The 14,284-nt window shown below is 41.1% G+C and carries 8 protein-coding genes; 4 read left to right on the forward strand and 4 right to left on the reverse strand.

The features are described 5' to 3' along the window. The first annotated feature begins 282 nt into the window (after nt 1–282). Together MHI27_RS03790 and MHI27_RS03795 are read left to right on the forward strand one after the other, a co-directional pair. The gene (locus MHI27_RS03790; RefSeq protein ID WP_405175631.1) at nt 283–3,804 is read left to right on the forward strand and encodes a restriction endonuclease; all 3,522 of its coding nucleotides are present in this window, start codon (nt 283–285) and stop codon (nt 3,802–3,804) included. A gap of 15 nt (nt 3,805–3,819) precedes the next feature. After that, a complete protein-coding gene (locus tag MHI27_RS03795) occupies nt 3,820–5,481 on the forward strand; it encodes a restriction endonuclease (protein ID WP_405175632.1) in 1,662 nt (553 codons plus the stop codon). 12 nt (nt 5,482–5,493) lie between these two features. Here the strand turns inward: MHI27_RS03795 and MHI27_RS03800 are convergent, their stop codons facing one another. The 3 genes from MHI27_RS03800 to MHI27_RS03810 form a co-directional block, all read right to left on the reverse strand. After that, the gene (locus MHI27_RS03800; RefSeq protein WP_405175633.1) at nt 5,494–5,892 is read right to left on the reverse strand and encodes a retropepsin-like aspartic protease; all 399 of its coding nucleotides are present in this window, start codon (nt 5,890–5,892) and stop codon (nt 5,494–5,496) included. 632 nt (nt 5,893–6,524) lie between these two features. After that, a complete protein-coding gene (locus tag MHI27_RS03805; RefSeq protein ID WP_042184891.1) occupies nt 6,525–8,300 on the reverse strand; it encodes an ABC transporter ATP-binding protein in 1,776 nt (591 codons plus the stop codon). Further along, on the reverse strand, nt 8,287–10,062 hold the full coding sequence (locus tag MHI27_RS03810) for an ABC transporter ATP-binding protein (protein WP_405175634.1): 1,776 nt from the start codon (nt 10,060–10,062) through the stop codon (nt 8,287–8,289). The genes MHI27_RS03805 and MHI27_RS03810 overlap by 14 nt, the downstream gene beginning before the upstream one ends. Before the next feature lie 274 nt (nt 10,063–10,336). Here MHI27_RS03810 and MHI27_RS03815 point away from each other — a divergent pair, with 274 nt between their 5' ends. Continuing rightward, a complete protein-coding gene (locus MHI27_RS03815) occupies nt 10,337–11,038 on the forward strand; it encodes an ABC transporter ATP-binding protein (RefSeq protein ID WP_042184895.1) in 702 nt (233 codons plus the stop codon). A 13-nt stretch (nt 11,039–11,051) separates the two neighbouring features. Then, nucleotides 11,052–13,697: an FtsX-like permease family protein gene (locus tag MHI27_RS03820; RefSeq protein ID WP_405175635.1), complete on the forward strand. Its 2,646-nt coding sequence runs from the start codon at nt 11,052–11,054 to the stop codon at nt 13,695–13,697. Nucleotides 13,698–13,817: 120 nt separating this feature from the next. Here MHI27_RS03820 and MHI27_RS03825 read toward each other — a convergent pair whose 3' ends face one another. Further along, complete coding sequence (locus MHI27_RS03825; RefSeq protein ID WP_405175636.1) at nt 13,818–14,276, reverse strand: GNAT family N-acetyltransferase; 459 nt, start codon at nt 14,274–14,276, stop codon at nt 13,818–13,820. Nucleotides 14,277–14,284: the final 8 nt, after the last annotated feature.

Consider the following 14,284-nt stretch of genomic DNA (forward strand, 5'->3'; position numbering starts at 1 on the left):
TACCTTTATTTTTGATTAGCGAAACTATATGGGAAATTCTAGTTTTTTAAAGGGGATAGATTGCAGTATAGAGAATAAAGTTCGGATGGAATAAGAACAGGTGAAAGAGGAGGGCTTATGATTTTTAAAAGAGATCCATTGGACAAACAGAGCTTAGAATTAACTTTAATGATCTCAGTTTATTCACATTCCATATTTTAATATCTATGGAATGTAGTCTACGCTATGAAGTAAAGATCTTCTTTGGAGAGTTAATTAATTTATATAAAGGTGGCTGGAAGCATGCCAAATTATGATTTTCATAACTGCTTATCTCCACGTGAGTTTGAGGAATTGGCTAGAGACATATTAGAAATAAAAGAGCAGGTGGCCTTTAAAATTTCAGGTCGAGGAAAAGATGGGGGGATCGATCTCAATTATTGTGAAGGAGAAAAAAATATAATTGTTCAGGTAAAGTGCTATCAGAACAACTATAAACAACTTCGAAGTGTCTTAAAGTATCAAGAAAAGCAAAAGGCCAAGGTTTTAAATCCGACTCGTTACATTCTTGTAGTCTCATTTGAGCTTGGAAAAGATCAACGAAGTGAAATCATTGATCTTTTTGAAGGTTTAATAAAAACTCGGGATGATATTATCGACAGAAATGATTTGAATCACCTACTTGGAAATGAGCGTTATCACAGTGTTGAACAAACCCACTATAAATTGTGGATTAGTAGTACTGGTGTTCTAACTTCAGTTATTGAAGGAATTGTTCATCGAGCTAACTTAGTTAATTCAAAATTTGAACTTGATCAAATAAAGGAAACGGTGAAGGTTTTTGTTCAAAATCCTAGTTTTGGACGAGCACTAAGAATGTTAGAAAAGTTCAGATATATATTAATTTCTGGAGAGCCTGGTATTGGGAAAACGACACTGGCACGTTGTCTAGCGGCGTATTATTTACAACATATGGGGTATAGTGAATTCATTTATGCGGACACGGTAAGAAATGCGCTTGAAATGTTCAAAGAGAAGGAAAAACAGGTTTTCTTTTTTGATGATTTTTGGGGAAATGTATTTAAAGATGAGAAGCTCCCGCATAACGAAGAAAAGCACATGATGAAGTTTATTGAACTTGTTTCTAGATCAAAGAATAAAATTTTGATATTGACGTCACGTGAATATGTACTTCAGCAAGGCTTAGTAGAGTATCATGATGAACAGCTTAATAGAACATTTGATATCGGAAAATGTATGCTTCAAATGGAAGATTACTCCGAGGTAATTAAAGCTAAAATTTTATTTAACCATCTTTATTTCTCCCAACTTGAATGGGATTATGTCGAGATTATCGCTAATCATTATGAACAGATTATTAATCATAATAATTATAGACCAAGAGTTATTAATGATTTTCTAAACCATGGAATGAATCTTATCGAAGATAATTCTCCCACAGAGTTCTATAATGCCTTTAAACAATACTTAGATGAGCCGTTATCTTTCTGGAAGAGTGTTTTTATGCAGCAAACCCCTGGGGCACAATTAGCTGCGCTTATTTTGTTTTTATCTTCGCAACCTATGAGATTGTGTGATTTAAAGAATTCTTATTACTCTTGTTTAAATGTCATGAATGAAAGTAATACTTCTATTAAAAATTTAGAATTCGAAAGTATTATTGCCCAATTAGAGAAAACAATGATTAAAACCTATCGGGATAATGGTACAGCAATTATTTTGGTTAAATTTCAAAATCCATCGATTAAAGATTTCTTATATTTATATCTATCTGATACTGTAGAGTTCTTTGGCCAAATATTGATCCAAGGATGCCCATTTTTAAATCAACTTCTGTTTATGTTTAAAGCGACGGTTTCGGAGCGCAGCATTGAAGATGACTCTGAAGACGATATCTTTATTCAAGAGAAAATAAATTTAACACCTAAGCTGGAAAATATGCTTACAGATAAGATTATTACTGAATTTGATACTTTAAAGTATTCTTATTTCGATAAGGATCTCTTTGAGAATAAATCATCTGTATATACAAAGCCAGATGACTGTATTGTCAGAAAACTAAATGATATTATGTTTAACTTTGAGGTTGAGAAAAATAGCAGAATGAAAGAGTTTATGAAGGGCAAGATTCAGTATTTATGTAATAGACTTCATGATGAAGACTATCCATTTAGTTATGGTGATATGATTGAATTTCCCGATTTAATTAAGAGTGTACTTTTGTTACATATTGATTTAAATGAAGAATTAATATTAGACGACTATTATAGACGTTCCAGGTTTGCTGAACATTGGCTAACTCTCACAGAATTTGAAGGGGTTTTTCCTAAGACATATGCTAACTTCAAGAAAAAAAACTATAAAAAGATAAAAGCTGAAATCAAATACTTATTGCTTGATGATATTGATTTTTTTGCATCTGACATGGAGTATGAACGAATTGATTTTCTTATTGATATAATTTATCCCCGAATTTTAGAAACGTATAAGTTACGTGATAGTAAGTCTTTTTGGAAAGTTTTTAGATTGACTATGGGGTATGATAATGAACCAAAAATAAACAATCAATATGAGGCAGAAAGAAATACGAGAATAATAGAAAGAAGAGAATCCGAAGAGAAAATAAAAGAAATTATAAATGAGGAAAAAAGGGCGCTATTAGGTAGTAAAGCTGAAGTCTTAGAAGATCAAGAAATTATTGACTTTATAATTAAGAATGCGCGAACTGCGTCAGAGGCGGAAATTATAATATCATTATATGAGAATGAAGAACCATGGTTTATTCACCCGTTTTTTGGGAGCTGGAATAGATTATCGCTCTTATTAGAATTTTATCATGATGAGAAACAGATACCTGCAACGAGCTTACTGTTTTTTGAAAAGTTAACTGCTTTTCTAATCAAAGATAGCGAACCCACAAATCATGATAATAATCTTCAAGAAATGTTTTCGGAATTTGCTTTAGATATGTTGAGAAAGGGGCAAACAATTTTTTCTGCAGAAACTATAGAGAGGCATAAAGCCTTTCAACATGTATTTGAAACCAATCAAGTTGACCTGCTAACAATATTATCGTTTCCCTTCATCGTTCAGAAAGGGAAGTGGTATATGTTTCAGACATTAGTGTTTCAAGCGTACTTGTCACTAAAGGTATTTCTTTCTCACAATACTAGTGAGCATTCAAATTCTTATAAAGAATTTCTGGACTTACAAAATGACTTCTGGGATTTCAAACACGATGTTTGGTTACTATGTTCTGAAATGGATCTTGTAGGGTTTAATCGGGATTTTTTAATTCCTGCTTTTAATGACTACTTAACCGTTATTGATTCAAAGGATCCTAAAACAGTTACTTCTTCTACTTTCCAATTTCTTGATCTTACTTTAACTTATATTCTGCCTTCTGATACAACGCTTCCTGAGAATCCTGGTTCATGTTGTAATAGTTTAGAAGCCTCAATATTTGAATTTATTGGTCATGATTTACTCGATATCGAATTTCTGATGGACTCTTCTAGCGGAGAAGATGTTAAAGAAGAGTCCTTAATGGATCTGAGCCGATTTATTCAAAAGTACGGTTCTGAAAGTTATGGAGAAAATGAATTTGATATTGACTTAGCTGAACATAATGCTAACCCTGAGTTGTTGGAAATACTCAATTCATTAGGTGTATGTGATTTTTTATGGAATGCTTATCACCAAGTTCAGGTCATGGTAAAGCAGGCAATAGAAGCTGATTATGACTACCGACTGGACTCATATAAGCAAGCTTCGCAGGTTCGCAGATTTTTCGGAGAAGAGTAATCAGGAGGAGAAGTTATGAGATTCCCCAGCAGTGCTGGTGTATTGCTTTCTATTGTGGATGGTTTTATCAAGGAGGAAGAAATAATTGTTCAATCTATCGATAATTATCATTATCCTTTCAAGGATTTTGTGGCGAATAGCCAGACTAACAGTTTGGTTCAAAGTGATGTCGAGGGGGTTACAGAAGCCCCTAAACTATATATTATTGCCGGGCACAAAGATAAGATTTCTCGTATAAAACATGTTTGGAATGAAAAAACTAGGCAAGCATTCGATCGGGTTTTACGCCAAAAGAATATGTCAAAGATAATCGAAAGAGAAATTCGAAAAATAGAATACTACTCGCTGGAAACGATGCATTGGCTATATTTATCCCAAGTCATTGAAAGTGATCATATTAAATATCCAAGGGGAATGACTTTTGGGACTGAGGACGAAAATTTAGAGTTACTGGTTTTTTATTGGACAAATGATCCGACATATAATCCAAATGAAGAATTAGGACATTCAATATCTTTCTGGCTGGAGCGTGAGCGACCTTTTTTAAAAGGAAATCAGTGTATGATTTACTCCTTTATATTACGCAATATGGTTGGTCGTAAAGTATTGGCTACTTTTCCAGACATGTATGGTAACTGGGGTATGTTGTTGGAGGGAGGCATATTTTTACCTCTTGCAGATGATTTTGAATCAGGAATGAGCAAAATAAATAGTATGCATATTGGAAAATGGACAATCGGAGAAGTAGAGGAGATACTGCTTAACCCGATTTATGGTTTTGGTTTATATTTTGAATATATTGATGTATTTAGTGAATGGTTTTATGTCTTTCTTTACGGGATGGCTACCATTGATGATATGGAATTAGAATCTGTGAATGCCCGATTGCTATATCGGAAATTCTTAAAGTATATTGGTGAAAACATATGTTCTTACGAAATAATTGAGCAAAAGATTATCGAGGAGGATGAAGCCGTAGCCATACTGATATTAACACTAGGTAAAATAAGAGAGTACTTGAAAGGTGAAGAGGATACAGGAATATCAAAAAATATTCTACTGATGATGCGAAGCCGGAATGCTTATTTACCCGTTGTTCGCCAGTTTATTAGCAATAATTCCAATTTGGTTGTTCCAATACCTCAGTCATCGATTAATTTAGACTATAACTACTGGAAAGAAAAGCTTCACCAACTGACATTAATCCCTGCTGCATATGATAAGGGGATAGAATTTGAAGAATTGGTCCAATATTTTATTCGTACTATACCTGGTATAAAAATTACTGGGGTTAGAGAAAAAAGAGGAAGAGCAGAAGTGGATATTTATTGCTGTAATGTTTCTTATGATGCTTTTTTATGGAAGTTAGGCGCTTTAATATTAATAGAATGCAAAAATAGAAAGAATAAAGTATCGGTATCTGATATACGAAATCTGGTTCCAACTATGGAAGCCAAGGGAATACATGGTGCAATGATTTTCAGTAGAACGGGCTTCTCCCCGTTTGCTATGAAAGAAATTAAACATCAGCTTTCGGGAGGTAAGATGATCCTACCCATATCTTTAATAGAACTGGAAGGAGTAAGCAGTGAACAGGGCGCATATGATCTTGTTTGTAAGAAGATAGAGTGTTTTGAGGATATTTTGGAGAATGATATGGATCAAATGTATTTTTGATCCTTCTTGATTCTATCTGTGACTGGATTCTGCAGGGTACATTTCCATCTGATTTAGATCAATAACCATTTTTCCGCTTTTTAGAATATCCAGTCCGATAAGACCGTTGATGTAATTGATACCTTCATGGAAAACACCAAAATCGATGGGGATATCCTTCATGATCAATTCACCGATTTGGATTTGATCAACAGTTTTTTGAAACGTATATTCATCGCCGCCAATTCCAAAGCTACGGACAAGTTTATCGCCATTTTCGAATCTGATGCCTAGTTCAGAGACAATGTCTGACGACAGTAGAGAGTGAGCAGCACCTGTATCAATGACTAAATTGTCTATTCTTAAGGAACTTCCTTTGTAGTCAATCGTCATCGATGTCTGAATTAAGTCGTGCATGAACTCAATTTTCATCTTATCTACTCCTATACAGAGGATGATTTCTCAGTTCGACGGTGATATTCTCTTGTCCGGTATGATAAACAATATTGTTATTCTTGCAGTTTAATAATAGGCGGGTAGCCTCATCGGGGTCTTGAATGGCACGCACTAGAGCAACATCATTTATGAACTGTATGTTATCTTGGGTATGAGAATCCAAAATTTCGAGCAGCACATATTGATCGGGATAAATTGACCGAACCTCTTGCCATTGCATCTTTATCACGCCCTTGTAATTATTCTTGCTTTATATAATTATAACCTATTGTAATCGGGGAGTGAACCTGAAAGGTAAGCAGATAGAATATATAATCTGGATTTAAGAACTATACATAGCTTCCAAAAGCAATATTAACGCTTATCCAAAGCATTCATCTTAAGACCCTAATATTACCATGAATTTGCTAATATTGTCCTTAACAAGATTGAGGGGACTAGGTTAAGATTACAAGTGAGGTTTTGCAGACCCCTGAGGTCAGGCGTCGGATTTTTGGCTTAAAATCCCGGAATGGGCAACTTTCTAAACGTTGAAACCAAAATACATTGTACCTATGCAAAAAAGCTCAGGCTACAATTCGGCCTGAGCTTTTTTGGTGTTTATTCAATTAAGCTTCCATCTTCTGCGCCGTATAAAGGCGGTGGTAAAGCCCCTTTTGTGCGATAAGCTCATCATGTGAGCCGCTTTCTGCGATACCTTTGTTAGACACATACATAATGCGGTCGCAGTTTTTTACGGTGGACAGGCGGTGCGCGATAATGAATGAGGTACGTCCTTTAAGGAGCTCATTCAGACCTTTTTGCAGCAAACGCTCAGTCTTCGCATCGATCGATGAAGTGGCTTCATCTAATATGAGAATTCTCGGATCAGCCAAAAGCGTTCTTGCGAACGAGATGAGCTGCCGCTGTCCCTGAGACAGCTTGGAGCCACGCTCGTTGACCTCCGTCATGTAGCCTTGATCGAATTCACGGATGAATTCGTCGGCGCACACGGCTTTCGCCGCAGCAATCACTTCTTCCTCGGTGGCATCGAGTTTACCGTAACGAATATTGTCCAAGATCGTACCGGAGAAGATGAAGCTGTCTTGAAGCATAATCCCCATCTGGCTGCGCAGTGACTTCAGCGTAACCTGCGAGATATCCTGATCGTCGATAAGAATCTTACCGCTAGAAATATTATAGAAGCGCGAGATCAGATTGACGACTGTAGTTTTGCCTGCACCTGTTGGTCCCACTAGAGCGATGCTTTCTCCCGCTTTGATCTTAAAGGAGATATTCTCCAGAATATTGAGTCCTGGGTCATAGGCAAAGGTCACATCGTCGAAAGTGACATGGCCCTCTACAGGCCGCAGTGTCTTCGCATCCGGAATATCACTGACGGTAACGGGCTCATCCAGCGTCTCGAAGATACGCTCGAGATAGGCAACGGCGTTGATGAAGTTATTGTACAGGTTCGAAAGATTCAGAATCGGCTGCCAGAAGCGGGCAGCGTAGCTGCTCATCGCCAGAATGACGCCGAGGGTCATGTCTTGAGGACTCAGTGTTAGTAGGCCTACAAGGAAAATCAATGATGTAACGATCGTAGACAAGTTGTCTACGGAGAACGGAATAAGTAAGTTGTAACGTTGAGCCTTCATCCATTCTGTACGGAAATTACCTGCGAGACGTGTGAAGATTCCTTCGTTGCGTTGTTCCCGGGAGAACATTTGCGTCACACCAATACCGCTGATACTTTCTTGCAAATAGGCGTTCAGGTTGGAGCTTTTATTGGATACTGCTTGCCAAGCCCGGCGTTGCCGAGTTTTGATCAGCATCATGATGACAAAGAATACTGGCAGCCCTGCAAGGATGACAAATGATAGACGCACATCAACAGCGAACATGAAGGCTGCGATAAAGAGCAAATTCACGATTTCTAGAATAAAGTTGATAATACCATTGGATAACACATCTGAAACGGCGTTAACGTAGTTTACGACCCGGATGAGAATCTTGCCCTGCGGACGGTCGTCATAATACTTGAAGGGCAACTCTTGCAGATGCTTAAACAAATCTGTTCGGATGTCAAAAATAATATCCTGCCCAACACTCGTCATGATACGTGAACGAATGGTAGCCAGATAAACGCTGACTACAATGGTCAGAAGCATCAGTCCAGCCCAGCCCAGTAGCGCAAGCTTCGCTTTTGCCGGAATGGTCACGTCGATCACATGCTGCATGATCAGTGGAGCTGATAGTGAAATGGCCGCTGAAAGTGCACTGAGTATAAATGCAACAATCATTGGCGTTTTCTTTCGTTTGATGTATACCATCGCACGCCGGAAGTGTTTTATATTAAACGGCGATTCCAGATTCTCATCGACGTCGAATTTATTCCTTGCCACTTGCGGTCACCTGCCTTCCAATACCCTCGTTCTGCAGTTTAAATACATCGTAGTAGTAGCCCCGTTTCGCTAACAATTCGGCGTGGGTGCCTTCTTCAACCAGCTTCCCGTTATCCAGAATGAGAATACGGTCAGCCTGCGCGGTCGTAGATACACGCTGCGCGATAATAATCTTCGTGCAAGGATAATCCAGCTCCCGTAGACTTTTCTGAATATGTTCCTCCGTTTCAAGATCGACAGCAGAGGTCGTATCATCCAGAATGAGGATCGGACGGCGAACTGCCAAAGCGCGTGCTAAAGCAATACGCTGTTTTTGACCTCCAGATAAGCCGACTCCTCGTTCCCCGACAACGGTATCATAACCTTCAGGCATTTTGGTAATGAAGTCATGTGCGGCTGCGAGCTCGGCAAAGCTTATCGCATCTTCTTCCGGAAGATCAGGATCACCGTAGGCGATGTTTCCATCGATAGTATCAGAGAACAAGAGCACATCTTGGGTCGCCATGCCGATATTATCGCGCAGCTCATCGAGCTCCAGCTTTCGGACATCAACGCCGTCGACGAGTACACGTCCTTCGGCTACGTCATAGAAGCGAGGAATCAGGTTGATGATTGTTGTTTTGCCTGATCCGGTCGAGCCCATGATCGCTATGGTTTCACCAGGTTCAACGGTAAAGCTAACATCGTCAAGTACGATAGCGCTGTCATATTTGAAGCGGACATGATCGAACTCAATACGGCCTTCGTAACGGCGTTTGTTAGTAGACGTATGCTCGTTTACGATATTAGGCTTTGCGTAATAGATATCAATGATTTTGGACAAGCTCGCAAAAAAGCGCTGAATGTCGTTGATAATAATCCCAATGTTGCGCATAGGGTTGGATATAGCCCAGATCAGTGAAGAGAAAGCTGTAAATTCACCGAAGGTGATTCGGCCGTTCATCAGGAATAAACCACCTGCCAGCATTAGAATGACGTTGAAGCCCTGAGCGAAGGATTCCAGATAAGGAAAGTAATCAAGCCATACAAGAGCGGCCTTTTTGTTCGCTGTAGAATAATTGACATTCTTCTCCGTGAATTTTTGCACCTCGAACTCTTCGCGGGCAAAAGCCTTAACCACACGGTTGCCTGAAATATTCTCCTGAGTAGTCGTGTTAAGCTGGGACAGCCGCTCACGCAGGTCAATATACATAGGACGGACGCGTTTAGCGAATATGTAAGCCACGATAAAAATGGGCGGTGACAGGATTAGCATCCACAGCGTTAGCTGAGCATCTATAGTGAAAAAATAGATAACAGCAGCAATGAAGATCGTTAGCGATTCAATGATCGTTTTGAAAATCCATGCCATCGAGTGCCGAACCATGTCCAGATCCCCGGTCATCTTGGTCATGAGATCACCGGTACGGTTACGGTCGTAATATTCTCTGTCCTGTCCTTGAATCTTGTTGTACAAAAAAATACGGATATTGTACATCATGTTTTGCGAGGATCTTTCGTACTGCATGGTTGTAATATAAGCAAGTCCTGTGCGCAGTAGAGAAAATCCAATCATGCCCAGACAGAGCATAATCAATAATTGCCGTTCTTGTGTAAGATTCTGCAGAGCATTGTCACCTGCTATAAACGTATCGACAATGCGCTGACTGATGTAAGGGTTTACAATCGTAAGACTTGAACCCACTACTGAGAGGCAGAGCGCTAGAATGTACCGTGTCCGGTTGCCCTCTAAGTTCTGCCATAGCCATTTCAGTTCGAACATCTGATCACCTGTTTCTGATTGTTCTTGTTCTTTCACTCTTGCCTGAAAAGAGTGAATAAAACAAAGTGATTATAACATTATCAATTGACTAAGTATCGTTTACGGTAAAATTTCCTTGTTACATTATTGTTACAAAAAAATGAACTTATTAATGATGTGAATTTATCCTTGAGTAATGAGGGTTTGCCATTCGGGCTTGGGCGTTCTAATTATGATAAACTGAAACAATGTAAAGTGATTAGGCTTGGTTTGGATAGAGACAGGAGGATGGAAAATGAGCTTTGTTGCTGTCAAAAATGAGTACAAGCGTTACAAAATGGGTGAAAGTGTGATCGTTGCCAACGACGGAATTGATTTTGAGATAAATAAAGGTGAGTTTGCAGTGATTGTCGGCCCCAGTGGTGCGGGCAAATCGACGGTGCTTAATATTCTTGGCGGGATGGATTCTGCTGACGAAGGCCAGGTCATTGTGGACGGTACGGACATTGCCAAGTTCAGTGCCAAAGAGTTGACGGGCTACCGCCGCAATGACGTGGGTTTTGTGTTCCAGTTCTATAACTTAGTGCCGAATCTTACCACACTGGAGAATGTTGAGCTTGCTTCTCAGATTTCCCCGCGTGCACTAGATGCGCGTAAGGTGTTGGAGGATGTGGGACTAGGTGCACGGCTGGATAATTTTCCGGCTCAGCTGTCTGGTGGCGAGCAGCAACGTGTCGCTATCGCCAGAGCGCTAGCTAAACAGCCGAAGCTGCTCCTTTGCGATGAGCCAACAGGTGCGCTAGATTACAATACTGGTAAGCAAGTGCTTAAGCTGCTTCAGGATACCTGCCGTAACACAGGCACTACGGTCATCGTAATCACGCATAATTTGGCGATTGCGCCAATGGCAGACCGGGTTATTGAGATTAATAATGCTAAGGTACGGAAGATGGTAACCAATCCTTCGCCAGTATCCGTTGAAGATATCGAATGGTAAGGAGAAGGCATCTATGAAAAAGCGTGCGTTATGGAAAGATATTTTTCGTGAAATTAGGCACACTAAGGCCCGATTTATTTCGATTTTTGCAATCATTATGCTGGGCGTTAGTTTCTTTTCTGGCATCAAGTCAGCCGGTCCAGATATGCTGGATACAGCCGGAACCTTTTACCAAGAGACGAGACTAATGGATCTGAAGGTGCAGACCAACTATGGTCTGACCGAAGATAACATCGAACTGCTGAGCGATGTACCGGGGATCGATGAAGTCCAGCCGGGTTACAGCGCAGATGTGTTCAGCGGCGATAATGCTTTGATACTCAAAGTCCATTCTTACAATTCAGATAAACCTCTTAACCAGTACAGTATGATTGAAGGACGTCTTCCAGAAGATTCCGGAGAAATCGTATTGGATGACAAGCTGGCTGGAAAGTATTCGCTGGGCGACAAAATAACGTTCAGCGGAGCTGGAACGGATGCGGAGTTGTCGAACAACTTTGAAACTTTGAATTATACTGTTGTGGGCTTTGTGCGAAGTCCTCAATTTATAGAGAAGAGTACCCGGGGCACCAGCGGAATTGGTAAAGGGACGGCGGATGCATTCGCAGCGATCCCAGAGTCAGATTTTAAGCTCCCGGTCTATACGGAAGCCTATCTATCCTTCAAGGATACAACCGGAGTGAAGGCTTATTCACCAGAGTATGAGGGAGTGATCGAACAGCATACCAAGTCAGTAGAGCAGGCGATGTCCAGTGTGCCGGAAGCTCGGCTTGCGGAGATGCGCGCGGAAGGTGAGAAGGAGCTGTCCAGTGGACGAGGCAAGGTGGCCGCCGCCGAGAAGCAGCTCGCCGATTTAAAGCGCCAGCCAGAAGTGGTGCAGCAGGGACAAGCTGCAAACATGAAAGCCATTGCTGATGGGCTGGTCTCTGCCAAGGCGGAACTGGCTGCAGGGGAGCAAAAGCTTGCAGAACTAGGGCTCCCGAAGGTCTATGTCACTGACCGCAGTGCCAATCCGGGATATGCCGAATATAAAGACAACGCTGATCGATTATCGGCAATTGCGAGTGCTTTCCCGGTATTCTTTTTCCTGATTGCTGCGCTGGTCAGCTTGACGACTATGACTCGAATGGTCGAGGAGCATCGTTTGCAGATTGGGACACTTAAAGCGCTTGGGTATGGTAACCGTGACATTATGGCCAAATTCTTGGTTTATGGTACACTTGCCAGCTTGACGGCTTCGGTTGCGGGACTTGCGCTCGGCTTTACCATGTTTCCAACCATTATCTATAATGCGTACAGTTCACTTTATAATCTGCCGGATCTTATCAAAAGCTTCTATCCGTCGTATTCCATCATTTCCATTATAGTGGCGCTTATCTGCACTACATTGACGGCTTGGATTGCCGCACGTGTAGAGCTGCGTAGCAATGCTTCTGTGTTAATGCGTCCGAAGGCGCCAAAGAGCGGGCAGCGGATTCTACTGGAGAGAGTTACGTTTGTATGGAAACGGCTGAGCTTTGTTCAGAAAGTTACCGCACGGAATTTATTCCGCTACAAGCAGCGGATGTTCATGACTGTGTTCGGCGTGGCCGGCTGTACGGCGCTGATTCTGACCGGGTTTGGTCTTAAAGACTCGATCGGCAGCATTGCCCCTCAGCAGTTCGGCACGATTATGAAATATGATGCACTTGTAGCGCTGCATGAAGATGCGTCTGCTGATGCGCGGGATGCCTACGAGCAATTGATCACTGGCGAGTCCACTATAACTGGATCACTAAGTGTGGCACAGGAAACGATGAAAGCGCACAGCAGTGGTGTAAATGATCAGGATGTGCATATGTTCATCCCTGCATCTGTTGATGCGATATCCGATTATGTGGAGCTGCGGGATCGAGTGAGTGGAGAAAAACGCACGCTTTCGAACGAGGGCGCTATAATCTCGGAGAAGCTGGCTATATTATACGGGCTTGAACCCGGCGACCAGTTGAATGTGGTGAACAAGGATAACGAGACATTCAAGATTAAGGTCATAGGGATTACAGAGAACTATGTAATGCACTATGTTTATATGACACCTGCGTATTATTCTTCCGTATTTGGACAAGAACCGGTGTTCAACACAGAGCTGCTGAACTATACCACGCACGATAAAGCATGGGAGGACAAGTTCGGCGAGAAGCTAACGGACAATGAGGGAGTGGCCGCGGTCAGCTTTTCCAGCAACGTAGGTACTGCCTTTGATGACACCATGAAGAGTATGGATGTTGTAACCTTGGTACTCATTGTATCAGCTGCTGCTTTGGCTTTTGTCGTCCTCTACAATTTGACCAATATTAATGTCTCTGAGCGGATCAGGGAACTATCAACCATCAAGGTATTGGGATTTTATGATAAGGAAGTAACGTTGTATATTTACCGCGAGAATATGCTGCTAAGCCTACTTGGTATTGTAGCCGGATCGGGTCTTGGCATTATATTGCACAGCTTCGTCTTGAATACAGCTGAGCTGGATGCGACGATGTTCGCGCCGATTATTAAGTGGCCAAGCTATGTGTATGCCGCGCTATTAACACTGCTGTTCTCAGGCATAGTCATGGCTTTCATGCATATTAAGCTCAAACGGATTCATATGATTGAGGCGTTGAAGTCGGTAGAATAAGCGGAGCTTCCACACCAAAAACAAAAGTTGATCCTACTTAAACACAAAGGACCGCTTCGAACAGCCATTGTTATGGCTACTCGAAGCGGTCTCTTTTGCTTTGAGAGGCGATGGAATCTTTTAACGTGAGCCGATCGATAACTTCATATGCAGGATAGGAAAAGGATTCCCCTGTTCATCCAGTGCAGAACGCTCAAAAACTTGAAAACCCATATGCTCATAGAAACCTAAGGCCTGCGGATTTTGTTCATTTACATCAACGTAGCGTACGTTCAGTGTCTGTATAGCATAAGCAACGAGCGATTTACCAATTCCTTTTCCCATTGCAGCAGGTTCTACGAATAGCATTTCAATCTTGTTATCCTGAATCCCTATGAATCCAAGCGATTGGTCATGGTCATCTATAAAAGCATGCAGATGACTTATATGCTCCATCCCTTGTATAACCAGTGGCCGCAACGCATCAATGTCCTGTTCAGACAGGAATAGATGGGTATGCCGCACAGATAATTCCCAAATATTCAGTAGACGGTATAAACATTCTTCATTTCTAGCGGTGATTGGTTGTATCGAGTCCATGTCTTCCC

This window comes from Paenibacillus sp. FSL H8-0261 (assembly GCF_045040645.1).
Lineage (GTDB): Bacteria > Bacillota > Bacilli > Paenibacillales > Paenibacillaceae > Paenibacillus_AQ.

Excerpts from the sequence above, each read along its gene's own strand:
- MHI27_RS03790 (WP_405175631.1), top strand. The coding sequence starts at position 283 with ATGCCAAATTATGATTTTCATAACTGCTTATCTCCACGTGAGTTTGAG.
- MHI27_RS03795 (WP_405175632.1), top strand. The coding sequence starts at position 3,820 with ATGAGATTCCCCAGCAGTGCTGGTGTATTGCTTTCTATTGTGGATGGT.
- MHI27_RS03800 (WP_405175633.1), bottom strand. The coding sequence starts at position 5,892 with ATGAAAATTGAGTTCATGCACGACTTAATTCAGACATCGATGACGATT.
- MHI27_RS03810 (WP_405175634.1), bottom strand. The coding sequence starts at position 10,062 with ATGTTCGAACTGAAATGGCTATGGCAGAACTTAGAGGGCAACCGGACA.
- MHI27_RS03815 (WP_042184895.1), top strand. The coding sequence starts at position 10,337 with ATGAGCTTTGTTGCTGTCAAAAATGAGTACAAGCGTTACAAAATGGGT.
- MHI27_RS03820 (WP_405175635.1), top strand. The coding sequence starts at position 11,052 with ATGAAAAAGCGTGCGTTATGGAAAGATATTTTTCGTGAAATTAGGCAC.
- MHI27_RS03825 (WP_405175636.1), bottom strand. The coding sequence starts at position 14,276 with ATGGACTCGATACAACCAATCACCGCTAGAAATGAAGAATGTTTATAC.